This window comes from Bradyrhizobium sp. LA6.8 (genome assembly GCF_040547935.1).
Lineage (GTDB): Bacteria > Pseudomonadota > Alphaproteobacteria > Rhizobiales > Xanthobacteraceae > Bradyrhizobium > Bradyrhizobium barranii.
Genome location: NZ_JBEPQQ010000012.1, coordinates 116,742 through 143,446 on the forward strand (window position 1 = coordinate 116,742; position 26,705 = coordinate 143,446).

Consider the following 26,705-nt stretch of genomic DNA (forward strand, 5'->3'; position numbering starts at 1 on the left):
GTTAGGTCTTTTCGCGCTTCCGCGCATCCCCAACGATATCAGCAACTACCGCTCCAATCACCAGCGCGCCGCCGATGAGCGCGTGGACGGCGGGCAACTCCCGGAAGGCGACCCAGATCCAGAACGGCATCAGCGGCGTTTCCAGCGTCGCGATCAATGAGGCCTGCCCCGAAGGCAACAAGCGCGAGCCGAGCATGTAGAAGGTCAGGCCGAGCGCGACCTGGAGGCAGCCGAACATCGCGAGGATCGCAAGGCTGTTGCCGCCGACATGGGCGATGTCGTGGGCAAAGGGAAGACTGACGAGGCTCCCCATGAAGTTCGACAGCGCTGCCGCGGCCACCATCGACGTCTCGCGATGACGCCGGACCACGACCGTCATGGCGGAGATGGCGAGCACCATCAGGCAGCTCAGCGCGACGCCGCCGAGATCGGCGCCGGCTTGCACACCGCCGACCGTGATGACCACGCCGGCAAAGGCGATCAGGCTCGCGGTCAGCGTACGCCATGTCGCGGCTTCGCCGAGCCACAGCCACGCCAGCGCAGCCGCAACGAAGGGCTGGGTGGCGATCAGCACCGCCACATTCATGACCTTGGTCATCTGAAGCGCGGGAATGAACGAGACCATGCCGACCGCGGACAAGGACGCGACGAGCAGGCCGCCCTTCCCCGGCACGACCAATTGCCACAGCGCAGCGCGGCCCTGCATCACGACAAGAAACACGCTGATCAGGCTGCCCGCGAACAGGCCGCGCCAGAACAGGATCGTCCAGGGATCGAACGGCAAGAGGCGCGTGAAGAACGGCGCCGTGCTCCAGGCAACTGCGGCAGCGATGACGAGGGCAATGCCGAGACCGCGATCCGAACGAGGCTGCCCCATGTTGATGCGTCCAGCTAGGTCGGCTTCTTCGGCCGCGACACCAGCTCGATCATCTTGCCTTCATCGTCGTCGGGCATTGCGGCCTTCGCCTGCGCGTAGGACTCGACCGCAGCGCGCGAGACCAGCGGCTTGTCGGCCAGCAGGCTTTCGGCGAGCTTCACCGCATAGGCGGCATCCTTGTGCCGCAGCGCCGCCGTAAACGTCGCGCCGCTGAAATCGCGGGCGACCATGCGCTTGGAATGACGCTGCACCTGCGGGCTTGCCGCGACGCCGGCCTGGATCGATTCCAGCACCAGGTTCATGTCGAGCCCGGCCTGCTCGGCGATGGCGAGGCCTTCGGCAAGGCCCGCGATCTGGATCGCGCCCAGGAGATTGTTGATGAGCTTGTAGACGGTGCCGGAGCCGACCGCGCCGAAATGGCGGATGGTCGAGCCGATCGGTTCGAGAAACGGCCGCGCACGTTCGAGATCAGCTGCGTCAGCGCCGGCGAGCAGCGTCAGCTTTCCGGCCGCTGCCGCATCCGGCAATCCCGTCACGGGGCAGTCGATGTAGATCAGCCCGCGCGCGTTCAGTTCGCGGCCCATCTCGCGGGCGTGGTCATAGGAGACGGTGGAGCACTCGATCGCAATGGTGCCGGCCTTTGCCGTCTTGGCCGCGCCCTCAGGCCCGAGCCAGACCGCGCGCGAGGCTTCGTCATCAGCGACCATGGTCACGACCGCATCGGCATCGATCGCGGCATCCTCAGGCGACGTCGCCCAATGCGCACCGCGCGCGATCAGGTCGTCCGCTTTTGCCTTGCTGCGATTCCACAGCGTCACCGTGAAGCCGGCATCGAGATAGCGCCCGGCCATGCCGTGGCCCATCCGCCCCAACCCGATGAAGGCGACGCGGGACATCAGTCGACGTCCTCGATATCAGCGCCGGTGGTGCCGAAGGCACGCTGCGCCAGCGTCGCGGCCATGAAGTCGTCGAGCTCGCCGTTCAGAACGCCCGAGGTGTCGGAGGTCTGCACGCCGGTGCGCAGGTCCTTCACCATCTGGTAGGGCTGCAGCACGTAGGAGCGGATCTGGTGGCCCCAGCCGATATCGGTCTTGGCGGCCTGGTCGGCGGCAGCCTTCTCCTCGCGCTTCTTCAGCTCGATCTCGTAAAGCCGTGCGCGCAGCATGTCCCAGGCCTGCGCCCGGTTCTTGTGCTGGGAGCGGCCGGCCTGGCAGACCACGGCAACGCCGGTCGGAATATGCGTCAGGCGCACCGCGGATTCGGTCTTGTTGACGTGCTGGCCGCCGGCGCCGCCCGAGCGCATGGTGTCGACGCGGACGTCGGCTTCCTTGATGTCGATCTTGATGCTGTCGTCGATGACGGGGAACACCTGCACGCTCGAAAACGAGGTGTGCCGCCGCGCATTGGAATCGAACGGCGAGATGCGCACCAACCGGTGCACGCCCGCCTCCGTCTTCAGCCAGCCATAGGCGTTGTGGCCCGAGACCTGGATCGTCGCGGACTTGATGCCGGCCTCTTCGCCCTCGGACTCTTCGAGGAATTCGACCTTGAAGCCGTGCGTCTCGGCCCAGCGCGTATACATGCGCAGCAGCATCTGCGCCCAGTCCTGGCTCTCGGTGCCGCCGGCGCCGGCATGGACTTCGAGATAAGAATCGAAACGATCGGCCTCGCCCGACAGCAGCGCCTCGAGCTCGCGCCGCGCGACTTCCTTCTTGAGGTTCTTCAGCGCGGTTTCAGCCTCAGTGACGACGCCGGCATCGCCCTCGGCCTCGCCGAGCTCGATCATGCCGATGTCGTCTTCGAGCTCCTGCTCGACCTTGCCGATGCCGGAGAGCGAATCCTCAAGCGAGGTGCGCTCCTGCATCAGCTTCTGGGCTTTCTGGGGATCGTTCCAGAGGTTGGGATCTTCAGCGAGCTTGTTCAGCTCAGCGAGGCGCGCCGTCGATTTCTCGACGTCAAAGATGCCTCCTCAGCAGCCCGACTGACTGCTTGATCTCTTCTACCAACCGTTCGATTTCGGCGCGCATGTCGTTCTCTGATCTCGCGGAAGCCCGCGTGCATTGGAGCTGGGATGTAGCGGCGGCGGCTGCAAAGCGCAACCGCCGGAACCGCGATCGTCTGTCTTATCCGCTAGTACAGCCCGCCGGTGCCCGGCCGCATGAAGAAGCCGGAATCCGGCTGCTGCTGCTGCGACGCCGGCACGCCGCCGCGCCCGTCGGCATCGGCAACGCCGATCACCGAATAATTGTCCGGCGGCGCCGTGCCCGGCTTGAAGGCTTCGAGGATGGTTCCGCCGGTCTCGCCGGGACCGGCGCGCATACCGGTCTTGGAGACGACGCGTACGAGCTTGATGCCGGCCGGTACCTTGAATGGAACGGCGGGCTTGTCGGCGAGTGCAAGCTTGAGGAAGTCGCGCGCGATGGGTGCGGCCAGATGGCCGCCGGTCGCGGCGTTGCCCCTACCGAGCGCGCGCGGCTTGTCGTAGCCCATATAGATCGCGACGGCGACGTCGGGCGAGAAGCCGACGAACCAGGCGTCCTTGGCCTCGTTGGTGGTGCCGGTCTTGCCGGCGATCGGCTTGCCGACCTCCTTGACCACGGTTGCGGTACCGGCCTGGACCACGCCTTCCATCAGCTCGGTGATCTGATAGGCGGTCATGGAATCCAGCACCTGCTCGCGGCGGTCGATCAGCTGCGGCTCGACCTGATTCTTCCAGCCGCCCGGCGCGTCGCAGCCGCGGCATTCGCGCTGGTCGTGCTTGAAGATAGTGCGGCCGTAACGGTCCTGGATGCGGTCGATCAAGGTCGGCTTCACCCGGCGACCGCCATTGGCGAGCATCGAATAGGCCGTGACCATGCGCATCGCCGTGGTCTCGCCGGCGCCGAGCGCGTAGGATAGATAGTTCGGCAATTCGTCATAGACGCCGAAGCGGCGCGCATATTCGCCGATCAGGGGCATGCCGATGTCCTGCGCGAGGCGCACCGTCACGGTGTTCAGCGACTGCCGCAGCGCGTTGCGCAGCGTGACGGGCCCCTGGAATTTGCCGGACGAGAAGTTCTCGGGCCGCCACACGCCGGCGCCCTGGCCCTGGTCGATCTCGATGGGCGCGTCGAGCACGACGGTCGAGGGCGTATAGCCGTTGTCGAGCGCGGCCGAATAGACGATCGGCTTGAACGACGAGCCCGGCTGCCGGTAGGCCTGGGTGGCGCGGTTGAACTGGCTCTGGTCGAACGAGAAGCCGCCGACCATCGCGAGCACGCGGCCGGTCCAGGGATCCATCGCCACCATCGCACCGGACACTTCGGGGATCTGGCGCAGGCGGTACTGGCCTTCGACCGGCTGTCCCTCCTTGGTGTAGAGCGGATCGGCATAGATCACGTCGCCGGGCTGCAACACCTGCGCGACGGACGTCGGAGTCTTCCCCTTGGCATTGCCCTGGGCCGCCCTCGCCCAGCGTACGCCGTCGACCGTGACGATGCCGGTCTCGCGCTGCTTGCTGATGGCGCCGCCGAGTTCGCGGTTCGGCTGGAAGCCGATGCGCGCCGACTGGTCGCTGGTCTCCAGCACCACCGCCATGCGCCATGGCGAGATGTCGGACAGCGACTTGATCTCGGCGAGCTTCACGCCCCAATCGCCCGAAATATCGAGCTTGCTCATGGCGCCGCGATAGCCTTGCTGCTCGTCATAATTCACGAGGCCGGCGACCATGGCCTTGCGCGCCATGACCTGGATCTTCGGATCGAGCGTGGTGCGGACGGACAGACCGCCTTCGTAGAGCTTCTTCTCGCCGTAGCGCTCGAAGATGTCGCGGCGGACTTCCTCGGCGAAATATTCGCCGGCGAAGGTGTGGGCACCGTTGGATCGGTTGGTAACGGCCAGCGGCTCCTTGCGCGCCTTGTCGGCGTCGGCCTGCTTGATCCAGCCGTTCTCCAGCAGACGGTCGATCACGTAGTTGCGGCGCTCGATGGCGCGATCGCGGTTGCGCACCGGATGCAGCGTCGCGGGCATCTTCGGCAACGCGGCCAGATAGGACGCTTCCGCGACCGTCAGCTCGTTCACCGACTTGTCGAAATACACCAGCGAAGCGGCCGCGATGCCGTAGGCGCCGAGGCCGAGATAGATCTCGTTCAGATACAGCTCGAGGATCTTGTCCTTCGAATAGGTCTTCTCGATGCGCATCGCCAGCAAGGCTTCCTTGATCTTGCGGGCGAAGGAGACCTCGTTGGTCAGAAGGAAGTTCTTGGCGACCTGCTGGGTGATCGTGGAGGCGCCCTGCGGACGCCGGTTCGAGCCGTAGTTCTGGATGAAGAGCACGCCGGCGCGCGCCATGCCGGTGTAGTCGATGCCGCCATGCTCGTAGAAATTCTTGTCCTCGGCCGCGAGGAAGGCGTTGATCACCAGCTTCGGCACCGCCTGGATCGGCAGATACAGCCGCCGCTCCTTGGCGTATTCGCCGAGCAGCGAGCCGTCGACCGCGTGCACGCGGGTCATCACCGGCGGCTCGTAATCCTGAAGCTGAGAGTAGTCCGGCAAGTCCTTGGAGAAATGCCAGATCAGGCCTGCCACGGCCCCGACACCGACAAGGAACACCACCGTTCCCGCGGCGAACAGGAAGCCCATGAACCGCACCAGCAAGCGCATTATATGTTTATCCGTTCAAACTCTGGATCAGCTCAAGGCACCCAAAACAGGCGCCAACTCCACGTCGCGAATTCACCGGCCTACTCAATTACATCAGTGCCGGACCAAGACGCTTGCCGAACGGGATTCTCGCCGATTCCGGAACCCCCTGCGGCATTTTTATAAAGCGCCCGCTGTGGCCAAACTAGGGCTTTTGCAACGGGACGGAAAATCCCTCTCAATTCGACGCCTCCCGGTCGTCAATTCGACGATCCCCCGGTCGTCAATTTGACGATCCGGCCGTGGCCATCCGCTTGGTCAGGAACCCGTCGATCGCCTGCGCCATCGAGCCCACGGCCTTGGACCGCCAGCCCTCGGAGACCAGATGCTCGAGGTCGCCCTTGTTGGAGACATAGCCGATCTCGACCAGCACCGACGGCACGTCTGGCGCCTTGAGGACCCGGAAGCCGGCCGACTTCAGGGGATGCTTGTGCATCCGCACCGACGACTTCATTTCGCCCATCAACAGGCGGGCAAAACGGCTTGAAAAGGTACGAGTTTCTCGCTGGGTGAGGTCGATCAGGATGTCCGCGACGTCGGTCGGCTCTTCCGCGAGGTTGAAACCGGCGATCGCGTCCGCCCGGTTTTCCGCATCCGCCAGCCGCTGCGCCTCGGCGTCGGAGGCCTTGTCGGACAGCGTGTAGATGGTCGCGCCCTGCGCATCGCCCTCGGCCTTCGGAAGGGCGTCTGCGTGGATGGAGACGAACAAGGCGGCCTTGAGCCCGCGGGCGACTTTGACCCGGTCGTTGAGCGGAATGAAGGTGTCGTCGTCCCGTGTCATCACCACGCGGAATTTGCCGGTCTTGTCCAGCCGGTCGCGCAGCGCCAGGCCGAAGGCCAGCACCAGGTTCTTCTCGCTCTCGCCGCCCGACTGCGTGCCGTTGTCGATGCCGCCATGGCCAGGATCGATCACGACGATCGGGCGGCCGTCGACCTTTTGCTGCCCGGCTTCCGGAGTTGCGGCGGCCGGAACCGTTGCCGGCGGCGCGTCGGCGATTGCGGGCCGCAGTTCGGGGCGTTTCTCGGGGACGAGCGACTGCACGAAGGCGGTCCGGTCGACCTCCTCCAGCTCGAGCACGAGCCGGGCCGGCTGGCCATTGGCGGCCTCCAGCACGTAGGACTTGGCGATCTTGGCCGGGCCTGTCAGATCGAACACGATTCGCGAGCCGCCGGGCATGACCAGCCCGTAGCGGAAGGCCTTGACCAGTCCCCGCCCCTCGACCCCGGTGCCCGCGGGCAGTTGAAAATTGACCTGGGGCACATCGACCACCACCCGATACGGGTCGGCGAGCGTCACGGCGCGGAATGTGACGGCCTGATCGATGTCGAGGATGAAACGGGTCTGCTTGCCATCGCCGGCCAGCCGGGCGGCGGACGCGGTTGGAAAATTCGCTACCGCAACAGAGGGTTGCGGTTGGCTTTCCGCCGCGCTCAGGCGCCAGGAATCAGCGCATACCAATGCTGCGGCGCACAGAAGCGCGCATCCCAGCAAAACCCTTTGATTTGTGCGGCTCGTCACCGATTCAGTGCCTCCGAGCGGCCCTTCTAACGCAATAGAACCACAGGGTTAATCGTCGCTTAATGACAGATATACGAAACTCCCCGACTGTGACCGCCGTGCGACGCTCCCTTGCACGGTTGGTCCATTCCACGTATGTACGGAGTGCTGACGGCCGATATTTCCGGTTGTGTCGCGTTCAGCCTCCCGGTGCAGCGCCGGAACTCTCAAGGTTTGGGAATTCCAGCGTTTTTCCGTTCCCCTCAAAGACCAGCGCGGTGCGCGGCAGCGAGGTGGAGCGGGTCAAGCCCCGGTGGCGGACGGTCCCTGGTTACCACCGCGTTTCCGGGACGGTTTTGACAGCGACGTGACTCGTTACCCGGTCCCTTAATCCCAAGGGAGCGGTTCGTAATCCCCAAGGCGAGCGCGCTCGCGCCATGCCTGGCCAGCAGCAACTGATTGAGGGGCGGCCCCGCCGCCCAATGTTTCATACGGGCCGACGCTTGATGCGCCAGACTGTGCCGACGAATTCTGAAGGACCGTTCGCGACGCTGCGGAGTGACAATCCCGCGCGCCGCTTCGGCCCTCCAGCTTCCGTTTCGGCAAGGCGCGAGAGACGGCGTTTCGGCCTTCCCCTCACCCCCGAATCAGGTGGACCGTCGCGTCACCCGGCAGCGCAGATCGCGCCCACGGTGAATCGCGCCCGCCGCCGCCAAGAGTTAAGACATGCCCAACAAGATGTTGATCGATGCCACCCACCCGGAGGAGACCCGGGTCGTCGTGGTCCGCGGCAATCGCGTCGAAGAGTTTGATTTCGAGACCGCACAACGCAAGCAACTGCGCGGGAATATCTACCTCGCCAAGGTCACCCGGGTGGAGCCTTCGCTCCAGGCCGCCTTTGTCGAATATGGCGGCAACCGCCACGGCTTCCTCGCCTTCAGCGAAATCCATCCCGATTACTACCAGATCCCGGTCGCCGACCGGCAGGCGCTGATCGAGGCCGAGGAACAGGCCCATCGCGAGGCTGAGGAAGAGAGCGAGAACCGCTCCCACGGCCGCCGCCGGTCGCGCCACCGCAATTCCCGCCGCCGCAGTCAAGGCGAACGCGTCCGCAGCGACATCGTTGAGGGCCTCGAGGCCGGCGCCGATCCAGCGGCCCAGCCGGTCGAGAGCGACGCCCTGCACACCGAGGGTGCGTCGCACGAGGGCGAGCATCTGCACGCCGATGCGGAACATCGCGGCGAGCACGAAGGCCACGACCACCACGACCACGATCATGGCGACCATGATCATCACGATCATGACCACGAAGGACATGGTCACGACCATCATCATGCCAATGATGACGATCACCATCACGCCCACGGTCATGACGACCATGGTCATGACGAGCACGATCATCACGACCATGATCATGCCGACGAGACGCCCGCGCCTGTCGCAGCCTTCGGCGCCGAGCTCGTGGTCGCGACCGAGACCGCTGCCGAACCGCAGGAGGCTATCGCATCCGAGGCCCATGCCGAGGCTCTCGCCGAAGCCGTGACCGCCTCCGCCGAACCGGCCGACGCCGTCTACGCTGCCGGCGAAAGCACTGATGCTCGCCATCAGGAGTCCGAGGAGGAAGACGACGAGGACGAGGACGGCGAGGAAGCCGAAGAGGAACACGTCGAATCCGTCGGCGGCGACGACGTGATGGAGGAGGTGCCGGAGCGCACCTTCCGCCCGCGCCGCCAGTACAAGATCCAGGAAGTCATCAAGCGCCGCCAGGTGATGCTGGTGCAGGTCGTCAAGGAAGAGCGCGGCAACAAGGGCGCGGCGCTGACCACCTATCTCTCGCTCGCCGGCCGCTATGCCGTGTTGATGCCGAACACCGCGCGCGGCGGCGGCATCAGCCGCAAGATCACCAGCGCCCAGGATCGTTCCCGCCTGAAGGAAGTTGTGCAGGATCTCGACGTGCCCGAGGGCATGGGCATCATCCTGCGCACCGCCGGCGCCGCCCGTACCAAGCCCGAGATCAAGCGCGACTTCGAATATTTGATCCGGATGTGGGAGACGGTGCGCGACCTGACGCTGAAGTCGCAGGCCCCGACCCTGGTCTACGAGGAAGGCTCGCTGATCAAGCGCTCGCTGCGCGACCTCTACAACAAGGAGATCGACGAGATTTCGGTTGCCGGTGAGTCCGGCTACCGCGAAGCGCGCGATTTCATGAAGATGCTGATGCCCGCCAATGTCAGCGCGGTGAAGCAGTATCGCGACGGCCAGCCGCTGTTCTCGCGCATGGGCGTCGAGAGCCAGCTGGACGCGATGTTTTCTCCGACCGTGCAGTTGCGCTCCGGCGGCTACATCGTGATCAACCAGACCGAGGCGCTGGTCTCGATCGACGTCAACTCCGGACGATCGACCCGCGAGCACCATATCGAGGACACCGCGCTCAAGACCAATCTGGAAGCGGCCGAAGAGGTTGCCCGCCAGCTCCGTCTGCGCGACCTCGCCGGCCTGATCGTCATCGACTTCATCGACATGGACGAGAAGCGCAACAACCGCGCGGTCGAGCGCAAGCTGTCCGATTGCCTGCGGCAGGACCGCGCCCGCATCCAGGTCGGCCGCATCTCGCATTTCGGCCTGCTCGAGATGTCGCGCCAGCGCATCCGCGCCAGCGTGCTGGAATCCTCGACCGATCCCTGCCCGCATTGCGGCGGCACCGGCCATGTCCGCTCGGTCTCCTCGGTTGCGCTCCAGCTGCTGCGCGGCCTCGAAGAGATCCTGATGAAGGGCGCGACCCACAATCTCGTGGTCCGCACCCGCACCGACGTCGCGCTCTATGTGCTGAACCACAAGCGCGGCCATCTGCGCGACCTCGAGAATGGCTTCAAGGTCACGCTGGCCGTCATCGCCGACCCCAGCGTCAGCGGACCGCAGGCCTATCTCATCGACCGCGGCGAGCAGGTGCATACGCTGGAAGCAGCGAAGGCGCTGCTGGCGGCACAGGCCGCCGCAAGCCCGCCGCCCGTAGCCGAAGAAGTCTATGACGACGAGGAATTCGATCCGGAGCTGGAATCCGAGGTCGAGACCGAAGAAACCGAAGGCCTCGCCGAGGAGCAGGCTGGCGGCGAAGCGGCTTCCGACCAGGATGGCCAGCGCCGCAAGCGCCGCCGGCGTCGGCGCGGCCGCGGTGCCCCGCGCGACGGCGAGTTGCGCGAGGATGGCGCTCCAGCGTCGTCCGAAGCGGCCGTGGCGGCCAGCGAAGGTGAAGAGGATTCCGAGTCCGAACAGGACGGCGAGGAAGGTGAGGACCAGGCGGCCCGCAGCGAGCAGCAGGGCAACGGCGATCGCCGTCGCCGGCGTGGTCGTCGCGGTGGACGCCGCCGTCGCGGTGGCAACGAGGAAGGTCTCGCCGGCTCCATCGGCGACGAGCTCGCAGCCAATGCACCGTCGGAAGTGACCGACGCCGTCGCCGATTTCGACAGCTTTGGCGGCGAGACTGCGCCCTCGATCGCGCAGGCCGAACACACCACCGCCGAGCCTGAGGTCAGCGAGCCCGAGCCGCGCGCCGAGGTGCAGATTGAGGCGCCGGCCCAGCCTGAGCCCGCTCCTGCCGCCGCGGACGAAGAGCCGGCCGACGACAAGGCTGCGCGTCGCCGCTCCACGGTCCGGGAAAAGGTGAGCTTCCTGTCGAGCAGCGCGAGCGAGCCGGCAACACCGGTTGTGGCAGCGCCAGAGCCGGTTGCCCCGCCCGCACCAGCGGCTGAACCCGCGCCGGAAGCGGCAACCGAAACTCCGGCCGCCCCGCGTCGCGCCGGCTGGTGGTCTCGCCGGTTCGGCGGCGGCGAGTAGGCGAACAAATCAGTTGAGACCGCCCGGCCAAACCGGGCGGTTTTGATTTGGCAAGGTCAGTACGATGCAAAGCGCGATTGTTCTCGGCGGCGGCATGATCGGCGTGAGCGCGGCGCTGCACCTCCGGCAGCGCGGCTGGTCGGTCACGCTTGTCGACCGCAGGGAGCCGGGCCGCGAGACCAGCTACGGCAATGCCGGGATGATCCAGGCCGAAGCCGTGCGCCCCTATCCGATGCCGCGCGACCTCGCTTCGCTCCTGAAGATCGCGACCGGCCGCACCAATGACGTGCGCTACAGCCTGTCGTCGCTTCATCTCCATATCGAGCCCCTGCTGCGCTACTGGTGGCACTCGGCGCCGAAGCGGCATCGCGAGGCGATCGACGCCTGGGCGCGGCTGATCGCCTACGCGACGGCGGAGCACGACATCCTCATTCGCGAAGCCCATGCCGACAATCTGATCCGCCGCGCGGGCTACCGGCACCTGCATCGCGACGCAGCGTCCTTTGATCTCGCCGTCAAGGCGGCGGAAGAAGACCAGCGCGAATTCGGCGTGAGGTTTCGCGCGCTCTCCGGGGCCGAGCTCGCCAAGGCCGAACCGATCCTGCGCGACGACCTGCCCGGTGCGATCCATTGGCTCGACACCTGGACCGTGTCCGATCCCGGCGCACTGGTTACGGCCTATGCCGAGCTGTTCGAGCGCCTCGGCGGCACCATCGTGCTCGGTGATGCCCAGACCTTGCGGCAGACCGCGACCGGCTGGTCGGTCGATACGGACCAGGGAACCATCGACGCTGCGGCCGCCGTCGTGACGCTCGGGCCCTGGTCGCCCAATCTCCTGCACAAATTCGGATACCGCATTCCGCTGGTGCGCAAGCGCGGCTACCACATGCATTACAGCGGCGGCGCATCACTCGATCTGCCGCTGGTCGACAAGGCCGGCGGCTACGCCATGGGTCCGATGGCCAAGGGCATCCGCATCACCACGGGCGCTGAATTGACCGGCATGGACGCGCTCGCCACGCCCGTGCAGCTCGCCAGTGCCGAAGCTTCCGCGCGACAGCTGATCGATCTCGGCAAGCGGGTCGAGCCCGCCCCGTGGTTCGGCACCCGCCCCTGCACGCCCGACATGCTGCCGGTGCTCGGGCAAGCTCCGCGTCACCCCGGCCTCTGGATGAATTTCGGCCACGGCCACCAGGGCTTTACGCTCGGGCCCGCGACCGGCCGCCTGCTCGCCGAGATGATGAGCGGCGAGACGCCGGCGATCGATCCGACGCCATACCGGCCTGAGCGCTTCTAGCTGTCGGCGTCCGCGGCGCGCACCGCGAGCGCGACTGAGATGCGCGAGCCGGCAAATTCCGTCAGTCGGCGCGCTCGGCCAGCAGCTTCCTGATGCGGTCGGCATCTTCGGGCGTCGCCGGATTGTAGACGATCATGCTGAGATCGGAGCGGCCCTCGACATTGAAGCTCGAATATTCGAACGACATCGTGCCGTGAACGGGATGCCGCAGCCGCTTGGTTCCGTCGCCATGATGGCGCACGTCATTGTCGCGCCAGAGCGCCGCGAATTCCGGACTTGTCCGACAGAGCTCGTCGACGAAATCGGCGACATGCGAGACGGCACCTGCTCGCGCCGCGTCTGCCCTGAATGCGGCCACCACGAAGCGTGCCACACTGTCCCAGTCATATTGCGCGGCGCGCACGCGCGGATCGCAGAAGATGAAGCGCAGGATGTTGCGCTGTCCCGGAGGGATCGCGCCGTAGTCGGTCAGCACGACGCTTGCGGCGCGATTCCAGGCGACGACGTCCCAGGTCGCGGTGCGTACCAACGCCGGGCTGAATGAGAGCGCATCGAGCACGCGTTGCAGCCGCAGCGAGACGCCTTCGCTCGCCTGGTAGCGCACCTCGGGCGGGCGGCCGAGGCCGATCAGGAACAGGTGCTCGCGCTCGACATCGGTCAGCATCAACGCGCGCGCGATCCGGTCGAGCACGTCGGCCGATGGCGCCCCGCCGCGGCCCTGCTCCAGCCAGGTGTACCAGGTCGAGCTGATATTGGCGCGCTGGGCCACTTCCTCCCGGCGCAGACCCGGCGTGCGCCTGCGGCTGCCGGAGAAGCCGAACGCGGCTGCATCGAGCCGGGTGCGACGGTCCTTCAGATAGCCCCCAAGCAAGTTCTCGGCGGCAGCGCTCTCACTCATCCTGTTAGCTATTATACCCTGATAAGATCACTACTTTACCCGGATAACTGTAGCGCAGATGGTTCTCTCCTCCAACACCAGGAGATTTCGCATGCGTGTTTTCGTTACCGGTGCCACCGGCTTCGTCGGTTCCGCCGTCGTTCGAGACCTGATGGCCGCCGGCCATAGCGTACTCGGCCTCGCCCGCTCCGATGCCGGCGCCGCAGCGCTCACCGCGATGGGCGCCGAGGTCCATCGTGGGTCGCTGGAGGATCATGCCTCCTTACGCGGCGGCGCCGCCGCTTCGGACGGTGTGCTGCATCTCGGCTTCAACCACGACTTCTCGAAATTCGCCGACAATTGCGAGCTCGACCGCCGCGCGATCCTCGCGCTCGGTGAGGAGCTCAAAGGCTCCGACCGCCCTCTCATCGTCACATCCGGTGTAGCGCTGCTGGCGCCCGGACGGCTCGCGACCGAAGACGATGCGGCGGCCCGCCACTTTCCGCGCGTCTCGGAAGCCACTGCCGAAGACCTCGCAGAGCGCGGCGTCCGCACCGGCATCGTGCGGCTGCCGCCCACGACCCACGGTGAGGGCGACCACGGCTTCGTGCCGCGCCTGATCGCGCTCGCCCGGGAGAAAGGTGCCGCTGCCTATATCGGCGAAGGCCAAAACCGCTGGCCGGCCGCGCACCGCCTCGACGCCGCGCGCGTCTATCGTCTCGCGCTGGAGCAAGGCACAACCGCGCGGCGCTATCATGCGATCGCCGAGGAAGGTGTGCCGTTCAAGGCGATCGCAGAGGTGATCGGCCGACGGCTCGGCGTCCCCGTCGTATCCAAATCGCCTGAGGAAGCGGCCGCGCATTTCGGCTGGTTCGCACAATTCGCCGGCATCGACGTTCCGACCTCAAGCGCCAAGACGCGCGCTTCGCTCAGCTGGGCGCCCAAAGAAAAAGGGCTGATCGAGGATCTCGACCAGCCCTGTTACTTCAAGGTCTGACGGCGCGCCGCGCCGCCACCGGCAGATCAGTCCGTCGTGACGGCCGTCTCCAAGTCGGTCGGATCGATCTGCCTGGCGAGGTTGGCGTTGAGCTTGTCGCGGTCGAGCTCACCTTCCCACCAGGCGACGATCACGCAGGCCACGCCGTTGCCACAGAGGTTGGTCAGCGCGCGGCACTCGCTCATGAACTTGTCGATGCCGAGCACGATTGCCATGCCCGGCACGAGGCGCGGATCGACCACGGCGAGCGTCGCGGCCAGCGTGATGAAGCCCGCGCCGGTGATGCCGGAGGCCCCCTTCGAGGTCAGCATCGCCACCACCAGGATGGTGAGCTGCTGGCCGAAGGTGAGATCGAAGCCGAGCGCCTGCGCGATGAACAGCGTCGCCAGCGTCATGTAAATGTTGGTGCCGTCGAGATTGAACGAATAGCCCGTGGGCACCACGAGGCCGACCACCGACTTCGAGCAGCCGAGGCGCTCGAGTTTCTCCATCAAGGAAGGCAGCGCGCTTTCCGAGGACGAGGTGCCGAGCACGATCAGCAGCTCGTCCTTGATGTAGGCGAGGAACTTGAAGATGGAGAAGCCGGCGAGGCGCGCGATGGTTCCGAGCACGACGAATACGAACAGCGCCGCGGTGACGTAGAACGTCGCGATCAGGCCGACCAGGTTGAGGATCGCCCCGGTGCCGAACTTGCCGATGGTGTAGGCCATTGCGCCGAAGGCGCCGATCGGCGCCGCGCGCATCACGATGGAGATGACTCCGAACACCGCATGCGCGGCGTCATCGATGAAGCTGCGGATGGTATGGCCGCGCTCGCCGAGGCCCATGATGGCGAAGCCGAACAGCACCGAGAACAGCAACACCTGCAGGATCTCGCCTTGCGCGAAGGCGCCGACCACGGTGTCGGGGATGATGTGCAGGATGAAGTCGACCGACCTCTGGCCCTCGGCCTGCTTGGCGTAGTTGGCGACGGCCTGCGCGTTGGCGGCGGCGCTGCCGAAGCCCGCACCCGGCTTCACCAGGTTGCCGATGATGAGTCCGATCACCAGCGCGAAGGTCGAGACGACCTCGAAATAGACCAGCGCCTTGACGCCGATGCGGCCGACCTTCTTGGCGTCCTGGATATGCGCGATGCCGGAGACCACGGTGCAGAAGATGATCGGCGCAATCACCATCTTGATCAGCTTGATGAAGCCGTCGCCCATCGCCTTGATCCACTCGTTGGTGGCGAGCGACGGCCACAGCCAGCCGACCAAGGCGCCGAGCACGATGGCGATCAGCACCTGGACGTAGAGAACCTTGTACCAAGGCTTGGCGGCGGCCGGCGCGACCGGCGCCCCCGCCATCGTTGTCGTCGTCATTGTTTCACTCCCCCTCAAACTCAGAGCCAGCCAAGATCAACTTGGCCGGCTCTGTCAATCGGAACTGCTCGGAATGGTGCGCTTTACCCGCGTCGATCGACGATCCGGCGGGCCGCCGGCATCAGCGCGGCGCCCAGCGCGTTCTTGACCACCGATGCCGCAATGAACGGCGCGACGCCGACCGCCCAAGCCTTGGTTGCGCCAAGGCCGATGACGTAGGCCAGCCAGCCGAAGCCGGCGATGAAGATGACGACATGGGCGAGCGCCATTGCTCCAAACAGGAACACGACGTTGCGATCCCAGCCGCGCTCGGCCAGCCAGCCGGTGATGAAGGCAGCCAGCACGAAGCCATACAGGTAGCCGGCAGTCGGGCCGACCAGCGGTGCAATTCCACCGACCGGGCCGGCGAACACCGGCAGCCCCATCGCGCCTTCGGCGAGGTAGGCGATCATGGTTGCGCTGCCAAGGCGCCAGCCATAGGCGGCGCCGATCATCAGCACGACCAGCGTCTGCAGGGTCATGGGCACGTAAGGCAGTGGCAGATTCACCTTGGCTGATAGCGCCATCAAGGCGGTGCCGAGCGCAATCAGCACGACGGCGCGAAGTGCGCCGACGGTTTCACCCGGACGGGTCGGCCACATCAATGCGGCGAGAGGAGAATGCGGCCTGGCGACGGACGGGAGGGAACGGTCAGACAAAGTTGAACTCCGCAGGGCTGGTGTCGAGACGGCTGTCGAAAACTGGCGGCTATTTAAGCCAGTGAGCGATCCGGTCAACTGCCTCCCGCATCTCCGCTTCCGAACGCGCATAGGAAAGCCGTATGAACGAACGACCATGGATGGGATCGAAATCGAGACCCGGCGTGGCCGCAACGTGCGCCTGCTCCAGCATCTGCTTGGCGAACTCGAAACTGTCCGAGGTGAAGTCCGAGACGTCGGCATAGAGATAAAAGGCGCCGTCGGCAGGCAGGAACTTGCTGAGGCCCGCCTTGGGCAATCCCTCGATCAGGATGCGCCGGTTTTCCTGATAGCCGTGCTTGATCTCCTCCATCTCGGCCGCGCCGTCGAAGGCGGCCTCGGCCGCGATCTGCGATAGCGAAGGCACCGAGATCGAGAGGTTCTGCTGCAGCCGCTCGATCGGCCGCACCAGTATCTCGGGCACGACCATCCAGCCGACGCGCCAGCCCGTCATGCAAAAATATTTCGAGAACGAGTTGATCACGAGTGCGTGCTCCGACAGCGCCGCCGCGGTCGCCGCCGGAAACGCGTAGTCGAGCCCGTGATAGATCTCGTCGGAGATGAAGCGGATGCCGGCGTCTTCCGCCGCAGCGATCAGGCCGGCGAGCGCCTCGCGGGACATCATCGTCCCGGTCGGATTGGCCGGGCTGCCGACCAGCACGCCCTTCAGCGGCGCCTTGCGATGCGCGGCCAGCAGCGCCTCGCCGGTCAGCGCATGGCGCGTGTCATTGGTGGTCTCGATCAGCACCGGCTCGCAACCAAGCGCGGTGAGGATGTGACGGTAGGGCGGATAGCCCGGCACCGTCACGGCCACCCGGTCGCCGGGCGCGAACATCGACAGGAAGGCCAGGATGAAACCGCCGGAGGAGCCTGTCGTCACCACGATCCGCTCGGGGCTGACATCGCAGCCATAGGCATCCCGATAGTGGCGCGCGATGCGTTCGCGCAATGAGGGGATGCCGAGAGCGGAGGTGTAATCGATCCGCCCCGCCTCGAGCGCCGCATGGGCGGCCGCGATCGCGGTCTTTGGGGCGCCGGTTGCGGGCTGGCCGACCTCCATGTGGATGACATGGCCGCCTGCCGCCTCGATTCGGGCCGCGGCGGCCATCACGTCCATCACCATGAACGGGGGAACATCGCTGCGGCGGGAGGGCTCGAGCCACTGCCCCACCCGGTTCCTCAATGTCGCATCGTGCATCGAATTCTGCTATTTCGCTGGCGAACCGGTCGGTTCGGTCCGGGAAACGGGGCGCTTGCGCCCCAGACTGGCCGCATTGTACGGCTCATAAGGGCATATCTCGTATCCGGTCCGCCGCCAATCGCCAAAAACCAATCACGAAACTGCTTGATCAAGACCGTTTGACCCAGACCGCCTGATGTTGCTCCAGATCGCATTGCGCAAGAAGGCCTCCACCCTCACCGCCCTCGTCACTGCAGCGGCGATCGCGCTGTTGCCGACGCCGGCCGCGCATGCGCAGGCCAAGGGGCCGCCGATCCTGCGCGACACCGAGACCGAGCAGCTGCTGCGCGAATACACGCGCCCGATCCTGCGCGTTGCCGGTCTGGAAAAGCAGAACATCCAGATGGTGATCATCAACGAAAGCTCGTTCAACGCGTTCGTCGCGGACGGCCGCCGCATCTTTGTCAATTACGGCGCGATCATGCAGTCGGAGACGCCGAACCAGATCATCGGCGTGCTCGCGCACGAGACCGGGCATCTGGCCGGCGGCCATCTGTCCAAGCTGCGCGAACAGCTCGCCAACGCACAGACCCAGATGATCATCGCCATGCTGCTCGGGGCCGGCGCGATTGCCGTGGGTAGCACCCGAGGCAGCAACAGCGCCGGCAACAACGGCCTCGCCAATGCCGGTGCCGCCGCCATCGCCGGACCGCAGGAGATGATCCGCCGCACGCTGCTGTCCTATCAGCGCCAGCAGGAGGAGAACGCCGACCGCGCCGGCGTGAAATTCCTGACCGCGACCCAGCAGTCGCCGAAGGGCATGTACGAGACCTTCAAGCGCTTCACCAGCGAGAGCCTGTTCGCGTCCCGCGGCGCCGATCCCTATCTCCAGTCGCATCCGATGCCCGCCGAGCGTGTCGCATCGCTTCAGGAATTCGCCAGTTCCAGCCCCTATTGGGACAAGAAGGACGATCCCGCGCTCCAGCTCCGCCACGACATGGCGCGCGCCAAGATTTCCGCGTTCATGGAGCGGCCGGAGACGGTCTACCGCCGCTATCCCCAGACGAACGACAGCATGCCGGCGCGCTATGCCCGCGCCATCAGCACCTATCTGCACGGCGATTTACGCAGCGCCCTGGCCCAGATCGACGCGCTGATCCAGGTCCAGCCGAACAACCCGTATTTCTACGAGGTGCGCGGCCAGGCACTGCTGGAGGGCGGCAAGCCGGCCGAGGCGATCCCCGCCCTGCGCAAGGCGGTGCAGCTGTCCAACAACGCCCCCCTCATCGAGATGTTACTTGGGCAGGCTCTGGTTGGATCGGATAATAAGGCCTACACCGATGATGCCGTTCGGATTCTCCGGGCCGCGGTGGCACGGGAACCGGAGGCTGCGCTCGGCTATATGCAACTCGCGATGGCTTATGGCCGGAAGGGCGACTATGCCGAGGCGGATCTGGCGTCGGCGCAGGCCGCTTATCTGCGCGGCGACAACAAGACCGCCCGCGAGCTCGCCACGCGCGCGAAAACCCGTTTCGCCGTCGGCACGCCCGGATGGGTCAAGGCCGACGATATCGTGGCGGCCAAGCCGCCGCGCAACTAACGCGACCAAGACGACGCCTGACACCACGACGTCACGACACCGAGCTTAAGTCCGCCGGGACGTTTTCCGAAACCAGCTTTCGATAAGAGGATTTGCCTATGCCTTCGCTGCGCCTGCTTGCTCCCGCGCTGTTCGCGCTCGCCATCTTCGGCGCAGCCGTTCCCGCGTCGGCCGACAGCTTCTCGGATGCCCAGCGCACCGACATCGAGGCGATCATCAAGAATTATCTCGTCACCCATCCCGAGGTGCTCGAGGAAGCGATGACCGAACTCACCAAGCGCCAGGCCGCGGCCGAAACGCAGAAGCACGAAGCCAGCATCGCGCAGAACTCCGATGCGATCTTCAACTCGCCGCGCCAGGTCGTGCTCGGCAACAAGGACGGCGACGTCACCTTCGTCGAGTTCTTCGATTACAATTGCGGCTACTGCAAGCGCGCGATGGGCGATATGCTCGACCTCATGAAGGCCGATCCGAAGCTGAAGGTCGTGCTGAAGGAGTTTCCGGTGCTGAGCCAGGGCTCGGTCGAAGCGGCGCAGGTCGCGGTCGCCGTGCGCATGCAGGATCCCACCGGCAAGAAGTATCTCGACTTCCACCAGAAGCTGCTCGGCGGCCGTGGCGCCGCCGACAAGGCGCGCGCGCTTCAGGCGGCCAAGGAAGCCGGCCTCGACACCGCGAAGATCGAGAAGGACATCGGCAGCCCCGAGGTGCGCGCCACCATCGAGGAGAATTTCAAGCTCGCCGAAGCGATGGGCATGAACGGCACGCCGAGCTACGTGATCGGCAAGCAGATCGTGATCGGCGCCGTCGGCCTCGAAGGCCTGAAGGAAAAGATCGGCGTTGCCCGTTGCGGCAAGGCGACCTGCTAACAAGGCGACCTGCTGATCCCGCATTTCACAATCTGCGCATGCGACGAGGCCGGCTGAACAGCCGGCCTTTTTCGTTGACCGCAGCTCTGCGCGAATTCTGGCGCGAATCCGGCGCGCGCATTCATCTCGCGTTTAAGAAACAAATACCCCGGAACCGCCGATGTTCCGGAACAACTCAAATCTCCTTTCGTTGGTGGCGCGGGCAATGACGCAAAGAAACACGTGAGGAGAAATTTGATGTCTAACCGCTTTATGATCTCGGTTGCCGCACTCGCGCTCGTGGCGGGCACCGGTCTGGCGAACGCACAGGGCACCATGAACCGCGACAGCGGTGGTGGCGCCGGTGCGCAGCCGACGCAACATTCGCAACCCGCCGGCGGCGCAGCTGAACGTGGTGCGATGGGCAAGGAAGCCGCTCCCGAGAGGGGCACCGTCGGCCAAGCTGGCGGCGCCATGAAGCCCGGCGGAGCAGCCGAGGAGAAGTCGTCCGGCGCGACGGAGAAATCCGGTGCGATGGAAAAGTCAGGCGGGATGGAAAAATCCGGCACGATGAACAAGAACGCGGCTGACGAGAAGGCCGGCGCGACCAAGGGTGAGCACGCCCAGGGCGCGCAGGACAAGTCCAAGAGCACGATGGACAAGTCCCAGATGGACAAGTCCAAGAGCACCGAGACTGACACCAAGAGCGGCAACATGAACGCCCAGACCAAGGGCGCGGACAGCAAGGCTGCCGACACCAAGTCTCAGACCACGACCGGCGCCGCGCCTGCGACCGCTGCGGCACCGCCTGCCGAGAAGCGGACCGAGATCTCAACGGCGATCAAGTCGACCAAGATCGAAGAGACCACCAACGTCAACTTCAACATCTCGGTCGGCGCCGCGATCCCGGCGTCCGTTCGCTTCCATCCGCTGCCGCCCCGGATCGTGGAAATCTATCCGGAGTGGCGCGGCTATGACGTGATCTACGTCCGCGGACAGTACATCATCGTCCGTCCGCAGACGCGCGAGATCGTGTACATCATCGAAGGCTAAGCCGCTTGGCTGACGCCCGATAAGCCCTTGCCGAGAGATCGGCAGGGGCTTTTGGTCTATTGGGCGGCCTCCCCTGCCTATCCCGCCCGGCAGCCACGATTAGAACTGGTTAACAAGCAATTTCCGTAACTTCCGCACAGGTTTTTGCACCCCGGATGAGCTGTTTGAAGCCCCCTGGGAGGTCCTTCAAGGCTTCCCCTAGGGCGCTTTGTTACCTATAACCCCCGCCACGCCGAAGCACCTCTTGCGGGATTGGAATGGCCGAACCAGCAACCGACACGATCCTCGTTCTCAACGGGCCGAACCTCAACATGTTGGGGACGCGCGAGCCCGAGAAGTATGGCCATGCGACGCTGGCCGACGTCGAAACGCTGTGCCGCGAAGCGGCGGCGGCATTCGGCCTCAAGGCCGACTGCCGGCAGTCCAACCGCGAAGGCGAGTTGATCGACTTCATCCACGAGGCGCACGCCCGCAAGATGAAGGGCATCATCATCAATGCCGGCGGCTATTCGCACACCTCGATCGCGCTGCACGACGCGCTGCTCGCGGTGCAGATCCCGACCGTCGAAGTGCACATGACCAACATCCACGCCCGCGAGAGCTTCCGTCACCATTCCTACACCGCGCGCGCGGCCTTCGCCTCGCTCTGCGGTTTCGGCATCGAGGGCTACCGCCTCGCGATCCAGGGCCTTGCCGCCAAGCTCGGCATCAAGCCCAAAGCCTGACGCTCCCTCTTCACACAGAACATTCGGATCAGAACATGGCGCGCCAGCCAGACGACAAAGCAGCCGTAAAGTTTTCCAGCGAGGATTCCGCGCTCGTCCGCGAGCTCGCACTTCTGCTCGATGAGACCAGCCTCACCGAGATCGAGATCGAACGGGCCGGCCTTCGCCTCCGCGTCGCCCGCAACATCAGCGTCGCCGCCACCATGCCGATGCAGATGGCGGCCGGTCCCGCCATCCTGCCGGCGGCTGCAGCTGCCGCCGCGCCGGCCGCGGCCGACCTGTCGAAGCATCCGGGCGCGGTGATCTCGCCGATGGTCGGCACCGCCTACTGGGCGCCGGAGCCCGGCGCCAAGCCGTTCATCGAGGTCGGCAGCAAGGTCTCGGTCGGCCAGACGCTGCTGATCATCGAAGCCATGAAGACCATGAACCAGATCCCCTCGCCGCGCGCCGGCACGGTGACGCAGATTCTGGTCGAAGACGGCCAGCCGGTCGAGTACGGCGAGCCGCTCGTCATCATTGAGTAATGGTCGTGGGCGGTCAGCCGCCCTAGCCGCTTCCCGCGCGCCAGTCCCTTAAGGACACCATGTTCGACAAGATCCTCATAGCCAATCGCGGCGAGATCGCCCTTCGCATCCTGCGCGCCTGCAAGGAGCTCGGCATCGCGACCGTCGCCGTGCACTCCACCGCCGACGCCGACGCCATGCATGTGCGCCTGTCGGACGAGAGCGTCTGCATCGGGCCGCCGCCGTCCAAGGACAGCTATCTCAACGTGCCCGCGCTGCTCGCGGCCTGCGAGATCACCGGCGCGGATGCCGTGCATCCCGGCTACGGCTTCCTCTCCGAGAACGCGCGCTTCGCCGAAATCCTTTCCGAGCACAATCTGCATTTCATCGGCCCCAAGGCTGAGCACATCCGCCTGATGGGCGACAAGATCGAGGCCAAGAAGACGGCCAGGAAGCTCGGCATTCCCGTGGTGCCCGGCTCGGACGGCGCGGTCGGCCCCGAGGACGACGCGATGGCGATCGCCAGGAAGATCGGCTTCCCCGTGCTGGTCAAGGCAGCCGCCGGCGGCGGCGGCCGCGGCATGAAGGTCGCGCAGAGCGAGGCCGACCTCCAGGTGGCGCTGTCGACGGCAGCCAACGAGGCCAAGTCCGCCTTCGGTGACGCGTCCGTCTATCTCGAAAAATACCTCCAGAAGCCGCGTCATATCGAAATCCAGATCCTCGGTGACGGCCGCGGCGGCGCGATCCATCTCGGCGAGCGCGATTGCTCGCTGCAGCGCCGCCACCAGAAGGTCTGGGAGGAAGGTCCCTCGCCCGTCCTTGCTGCCGCTGCACGCGCCAAGATCGGCGAAACCTGCGCCAAGGCGATGCGCGAGATGAAATATCTCGGCGTCGGCACCATCGAATTCCTTTTCGAGGACGGCGAGTTCTACTTCATCGAGATGAATACCCGCATCCAGGTCGAGCATCCCGTCACCGAGAGCATCACCGACATCGACCTCGTGCTGGAGCAGATCCGCATCGCTGCCGGCGGCGATCTGCCGGCCAAGCAAAGCGAGATTCAGATCATCGGCCACGCGATCGAGTGCCGTATCAACGCCGAGAACCCGCAGAGCTTCCGTCCCTCGCCGGGCCGCATCACGCAATATCACCAGCCCGGCGGGCTCGGCGTGCGCATCGATTCTGCGGTCTATCAGGGCTACACCATCCCGCCCTATTACGACTCCCTCGTCGGCAAGCTCATCGTCCACGGCAAGACTCGCGCCGAATGCCTGATGCGGCTGCGCCGGGCACTGGACGAGATGGTGGTCGAGGGTATCGAGACGACGCTGCCGCTGTTCCGCGACCTGGTGCGCCAGGACGACATCATCAACGGCGACTATCACATCCACTGGCTGGAACAGTACCTCGCGGGCAAGGAACCGGTCGCGGGGTGACCCCTCTCCTCCCATGGAACCCTTTGGCCCCCATCGCGTTCTGGACGGGGACAGTTCCAAGGGGGCCTTTTGAGTTCCGTTGACGTGACGAAGCGAGACCGTCGTGACGACTGAAGCGCAACGACGGCGCTCCATGTGGCAGATCCTGCTGTTCTCGGCGGGTCTTCTGGTGTTGACCGTGATCAGCGCCGGCTCCGTCTACCTGGTCAACAAGGCCAGAGACGATAGCAAATGGGTGATCCACACCATCGAGGCGGAGAACCAGATCAACGCTCTGCTGCTGGAAATCCGGCGTGCCGAGAGCGCCGCCCGCGGCTATCTCCTGACCCAAGGGGCGGATTTCAAGGCCGACCATGAGAAAGCCGTGGCAGCGATCATACCTGCCCTCGACAAGCTCACGCGCCTGACCCGCGATAATCCGGACCAACGCGGCAACATCGAGAAGCTGAGCGCGGCGATCGAAATCCGGCTGGGGCAATTCAAGCAGGAGTTGGACTTCATCGGCCAGAATCGGCCGGACAAGGCCATAGCGCAGGTCCGCGAGGCCGCCTCCACCGACACCACGGCCGAGATCAGCAAAGTCGCCGTCTCCATGATCCAGGAGGAGGAGCGTCTGTTCCGGCTCCGATCGGCCAATTCCGACCGCAGCCAGACGCTGGCGGCCTCGATGACCGGCATCGGTTCGGGCCTCGTGGTGCTGCTGACCCTGATCTCGATCTGGCTGGTGCGGCGCTCGGTGCTGGCCCGCGACGAGGCCGAGACGCGCCTGCGCGACGCCTACGCCAACCTCGAGACCGTGGTCGACGAACGCACGGCAGACCTGCGCGAGGCCAACAACGAGATTCAGCGCTTTGCCTATATCGTCAGTCACGATCTTCGCTCGCCACTCGTCAACATCATGGGCTTCACCAGCGAACTCGAAGAGCTCAGCGGCGACATTTTCCGCCGTATCGGCGGCCTTACCCATGTCCCGGCCGATGGCCCGCCGCTAGCTGACGGCGAGGTCACGCTCGAAGGCCCCGACAAGCAGCTTTCAACGGATTTTTCCGAAGCGCTCGGCTTCATCAAGTCGTCGATCGCCAAGATGGACCGCCTGATCTCGGCGATCCTCAACCTCACCCGCGAGGGCCGGCGCGAATTCGTGCCCGAGAAGATCGACACCCGCGAGCTGATCGAAGCCATCGTCTCGACGCTGGCGCATCAGTCCGCCGAAGCGCAGGCCGAGATCCATGTCGCGCCGCTGCCGGATCTCGTCAGCGACCGCCTTGCGCTGGAGCAGATCTTCTCCAATCTGATCGACAACGCCATCAAATATCTCAAGGCCGGCGCCCCCGGCGAGATCAGAATCCGCGGGCGCACCAAGCTTGGCTACGCTATCTTCGAGATCAGCGATAATGGCCGCGGGATCGATCCGAAAGATCACCAGCGGATTTTCGACCTGTTTCGCCGGGCGGGAACCCAGGACAAGCCTGGTCAGGGCATTGGTCTTGCGCATGTGCGCGCACTTGTGCGCCGCCTCGGCGGTACCATGTCGGTATCATCGGAACTGAATACGGGCAGCACCTTCACCATCACGCTGCCCATCACCTGGAACGCAAGCAACCGGAACGCCGACCAATGACTCAACCCGTCACCATCATCATGATCGAGGACGACGAGGGCCACGCCCGGCTGATCGAGCGCAACATCCGCCGATCCGGCGTCAACAACGAGATCATCCCCTTCGCCAACGGCACGGACGCGGTGAAGCACCTGTTCGGCTCAGACGGCAGCGGGCTCGTGCAGAAGGGCAATGCGCTCCTGATCCTGCTCGATCTCAATCTCCCCGACATGACCGGGATCGACATCCTGAAGCAGATCAAGGAGAACAAATACCTGAAGGCCTCGCCCGTGGTGGTGCTGACCACCACCGACGACAGCCAGGAAATCAAGCGCTGCTACGAACTCGGCTGCAACGTCTACATCACCAAGCCCGTGAACTACGAGAATTTCGCCAATGCCATCCGGCAGCTCGGCCTGTTCTTCTCGGTCATCCAGGTCCCGCCCGCCGCCTCATGAACCAGCACCCGCCTACACTGCTCTACATCGACGACGACGCGGCCTTGGCCCGCCTGGTCGAGCGCGGCCTGACGCGACGCGGCTACAAGGTCATTCATGCCGCGAGCGGCGAGGAAGGCCTGGAGCGTATCCGTCGCGCGGGGACCCAAAACAGCGCCGACAGCTGCATCGACGTCGTGGCGCTCGACCAGTACATGCCCGGCCTCGACGGGCTGGAGACGCTCGAGCAGATCATGGCGATACCAGGCGCGCCGCCCGTGGTGTTCGTCACCGCGTCGCAGGATTCCAGCATCGCGGTCACCGCGCTGAAGGCAGGCGCGGCCGATTATCTCGTCAAGGACGTCAAGGGCGATTTCATCCCCCTGCTCCACGTCGCCGCCGACGGCGCGCTGCGCCAGGCCGAATTGCAGAAGGCGCGCGAGGAAGCCGAGGCCGAGATCCACGCATCGCGCGACCGCTACGCCGCGCTCGCCGCCGAACGCGAGCTGCTGCTGCGCGAGGTCAATCACCGCGTCGGCAACTCGCTCCAGATCATCGCTTCGCTGCTGCATCTCCAGGCGAACTCGGCGGGCCAGGAAGAGGTCAAGGCGGCGCTGACCAACGCGATGGGCCGCGTCGCCGCGGTCGCGCAGGTGCACCGCCGGCTCTACACTTCGCAGGACCTGAAGAGCGTGGTGCTGAACCAGTATCTGGATTCGCTGCTCGAGGATCTCAGGCGCTCGGCCGAAGGCAACCGGATGTCGCGCCTGACGGTGAAGGCCGAGCCGATCGAGATCGATCCGGACCGCGCCGTCGCCGTCGGCATCATCGTCAACGAGCTGGTGATGAACGCGGTGAAATACGCCTATCCCGACGGCGCCGGCCCCATCCATGTCGAGCTGACCTCGCATGGCGAGGATCTGCTGCTGGCGATCACCGACGACGGCGTCGGTGACAAGGTCAAGGCGGATCCGCGCTCGACCGGCATGGGCCAGCGCATCGTCGCGGCGATGGCCACCAAGCTCGACGCCACTGTCGAGCGCGACCCCGCCCATTCCGGAACTCGCGTCATGCTGAGGTTCCGCCGCACGCCCGCAGCCCCCGACAAGACCAACAACGCCGCCGCAGGCTGACCCTCGCCCCCTTCGCAACACCTCCACGATCCTGC

Annotated in this window: 21 protein-coding genes; 12 read left to right on the plus strand and 9 right to left on the minus strand. The window is 65.4% G+C overall.

Annotated elements, in window-relative coordinates:
- Position 1 precedes the first annotated feature (1 nt).
- The 5 genes from ABIA90_RS39815 to ABIA90_RS39835 all read right to left on the minus strand — a co-directional run bounded on the left by ABIA90_RS39815 (position 2) and on the right by ABIA90_RS39835 (position 7,076).
- On the minus strand, positions 2–877 hold the full coding sequence (locus ABIA90_RS39815) for a DMT family transporter (RefSeq protein ID WP_354121613.1): 876 nt from the start codon (positions 875–877) through the stop codon (positions 2–4).
- A gap of 14 nt (positions 878–891) precedes the next feature.
- A complete protein-coding gene (locus ABIA90_RS39820) occupies positions 892–1,773 on the minus strand; it encodes an NAD(P)-dependent oxidoreductase (protein ID WP_283018754.1) in 882 nt (293 codons plus the stop codon).
- Positions 1,773–2,904 (minus strand): peptide chain release factor 2 gene (prfB, locus tag ABIA90_RS39825; protein ID WP_100213929.1). Its coding sequence is split into 2 segments (ribosomal slippage): positions 1,773–2,834 and positions 2,836–2,904, totalling 1,131 coding nucleotides; the frame shifts between segments, so codons are not numbered across the junction. Before prfB ends, ABIA90_RS39820 begins: the two co-directional genes overlap by 1 nt.
- 103 nt (positions 2,905–3,007) lie before the next feature.
- A complete protein-coding gene (locus ABIA90_RS39830; protein WP_071914354.1) occupies positions 3,008–5,518 on the minus strand; it encodes a penicillin-binding protein 1A in 2,511 nt (836 codons plus the stop codon).
- A gap of 262 nt (positions 5,519–5,780) precedes the next feature.
- The gene (locus ABIA90_RS39835; protein WP_283018753.1) at positions 5,781–7,076 is read right to left on the minus strand and encodes an N-acetylmuramoyl-L-alanine amidase; all 1,296 of its coding nucleotides are present in this window, start codon (positions 7,074–7,076) and stop codon (positions 5,781–5,783) included.
- 705 nt (positions 7,077–7,781) lie between these two features.
- Between ABIA90_RS39835 and ABIA90_RS39845 the strand changes: the two genes are divergently transcribed.
- Both ABIA90_RS39845 and ABIA90_RS39850 read left to right on the plus strand, forming a co-directional pair.
- Complete coding sequence (locus ABIA90_RS39845; protein ID WP_502916676.1) at positions 7,782–10,889, plus strand: Rne/Rng family ribonuclease; 3,108 nt, start codon at positions 7,782–7,784, stop codon at positions 10,887–10,889.
- A gap of 64 nt (positions 10,890–10,953) precedes the next feature.
- Positions 10,954–12,186, plus strand: a complete 1,233-nt coding sequence (locus ABIA90_RS39850; RefSeq protein WP_354121610.1) for an NAD(P)/FAD-dependent oxidoreductase — start codon at positions 10,954–10,956, stop codon at positions 12,184–12,186.
- 61 nt (positions 12,187–12,247) lie between these two features.
- Here ABIA90_RS39850 and ABIA90_RS39855 read toward each other — a convergent pair whose 3' ends face one another.
- Positions 12,248–13,084 carry a helix-turn-helix transcriptional regulator gene (locus ABIA90_RS39855; protein ID WP_354121609.1) on the minus strand — a complete coding sequence of 279 codons (837 nt, stop codon included), beginning with the start codon at positions 13,082–13,084 and terminating at the stop codon, positions 12,248–12,250.
- 91 nt (positions 13,085–13,175) lie between these two features.
- Here ABIA90_RS39855 and ABIA90_RS39860 point away from each other — a divergent pair, with 91 nt between their 5' ends.
- Positions 13,176–14,060 (plus strand): SDR family oxidoreductase, encoded by an 885-nt coding sequence (locus tag ABIA90_RS39860; protein WP_354121608.1) that lies wholly within the window; start codon positions 13,176–13,178, stop codon positions 14,058–14,060.
- A 26-nt stretch (positions 14,061–14,086) separates the two neighbouring features.
- Here the strand turns inward: ABIA90_RS39860 and ABIA90_RS39865 are convergent, their stop codons facing one another.
- The 3 genes from ABIA90_RS39865 to ABIA90_RS39875 all read right to left on the minus strand — a co-directional run bounded on the left by ABIA90_RS39865 (position 14,087) and on the right by ABIA90_RS39875 (position 17,356).
- A complete protein-coding gene (locus ABIA90_RS39865) occupies positions 14,087–15,421 on the minus strand; it encodes a dicarboxylate/amino acid:cation symporter (protein WP_135213481.1) in 1,335 nt (444 codons plus the stop codon).
- A gap of 83 nt (positions 15,422–15,504) precedes the next feature.
- A complete protein-coding gene (locus ABIA90_RS39870) occupies positions 15,505–16,062 on the minus strand; it encodes a biotin transporter BioY (RefSeq protein ID WP_063983547.1) in 558 nt (185 codons plus the stop codon).
- A gap of 106 nt (positions 16,063–16,168) precedes the next feature.
- Positions 16,169–17,356: a pyridoxal phosphate-dependent aminotransferase gene (locus tag ABIA90_RS39875; protein ID WP_354121607.1), complete on the minus strand. Its 1,188-nt coding sequence runs from the start codon at positions 17,354–17,356 to the stop codon at positions 16,169–16,171.
- Positions 17,357–17,534: 178 nt separating this feature from the next.
- On the opposite strand from ABIA90_RS39875, the gene ABIA90_RS39880 reads away from it, so the two are divergent.
- From ABIA90_RS39880 to ABIA90_RS39920, 9 genes are all read left to right on the plus strand, one after another.
- A complete protein-coding gene (locus tag ABIA90_RS39880) occupies positions 17,535–18,938 on the plus strand; it encodes a M48 family metalloprotease (RefSeq protein ID WP_071914367.1) in 1,404 nt (467 codons plus the stop codon).
- A gap of 98 nt (positions 18,939–19,036) precedes the next feature.
- Positions 19,037–19,804, plus strand: coding sequence for a DsbA family protein (locus tag ABIA90_RS39885; RefSeq protein ID WP_063983550.1), 768 nt, complete (start codon positions 19,037–19,039; stop codon positions 19,802–19,804).
- Between the two features lie 237 nt (positions 19,805–20,041).
- Positions 20,042–20,836 carry a DUF1236 domain-containing protein gene (locus ABIA90_RS39890; RefSeq protein ID WP_063983551.1) on the plus strand — a complete coding sequence of 265 codons (795 nt, stop codon included), beginning with the start codon at positions 20,042–20,044 and terminating at the stop codon, positions 20,834–20,836.
- A gap of 257 nt (positions 20,837–21,093) precedes the next feature.
- The gene (gene aroQ, locus ABIA90_RS39895; RefSeq protein ID WP_354121606.1) at positions 21,094–21,561 is read left to right on the plus strand and encodes a type II 3-dehydroquinate dehydratase; all 468 of its coding nucleotides are present in this window, start codon (positions 21,094–21,096) and stop codon (positions 21,559–21,561) included.
- Between the two features lie 35 nt (positions 21,562–21,596).
- A complete protein-coding gene (accB, locus tag ABIA90_RS39900) occupies positions 21,597–22,085 on the plus strand; it encodes an acetyl-CoA carboxylase biotin carboxyl carrier protein (protein WP_354121605.1) in 489 nt (162 codons plus the stop codon).
- 59 nt (positions 22,086–22,144) lie between these two features.
- Positions 22,145–23,500, plus strand: coding sequence for an acetyl-CoA carboxylase biotin carboxylase subunit (gene accC, locus ABIA90_RS39905; RefSeq protein WP_135213476.1), 1,356 nt, complete (start codon positions 22,145–22,147; stop codon positions 23,498–23,500).
- Between the two features lie 103 nt (positions 23,501–23,603).
- Positions 23,604–25,121 (plus strand): sensor histidine kinase, encoded by a 1,518-nt coding sequence (locus ABIA90_RS39910; RefSeq protein ID WP_094184055.1) that lies wholly within the window; start codon positions 23,604–23,606, stop codon positions 25,119–25,121.
- A complete protein-coding gene (locus ABIA90_RS39915; protein ID WP_063983554.1) occupies positions 25,118–25,558 on the plus strand; it encodes a response regulator in 441 nt (146 codons plus the stop codon). The genes ABIA90_RS39910 and ABIA90_RS39915 overlap by 4 nt, the downstream gene beginning before the upstream one ends.
- The gene (locus ABIA90_RS39920; RefSeq protein ID WP_085401099.1) at positions 25,555–26,670 is read left to right on the plus strand and encodes a sensor histidine kinase; all 1,116 of its coding nucleotides are present in this window, start codon (positions 25,555–25,557) and stop codon (positions 26,668–26,670) included. The genes ABIA90_RS39915 and ABIA90_RS39920 overlap by 4 nt, the downstream gene beginning before the upstream one ends.
- The last annotated feature ends 35 nt before the right edge of the window (positions 26,671–26,705 follow it).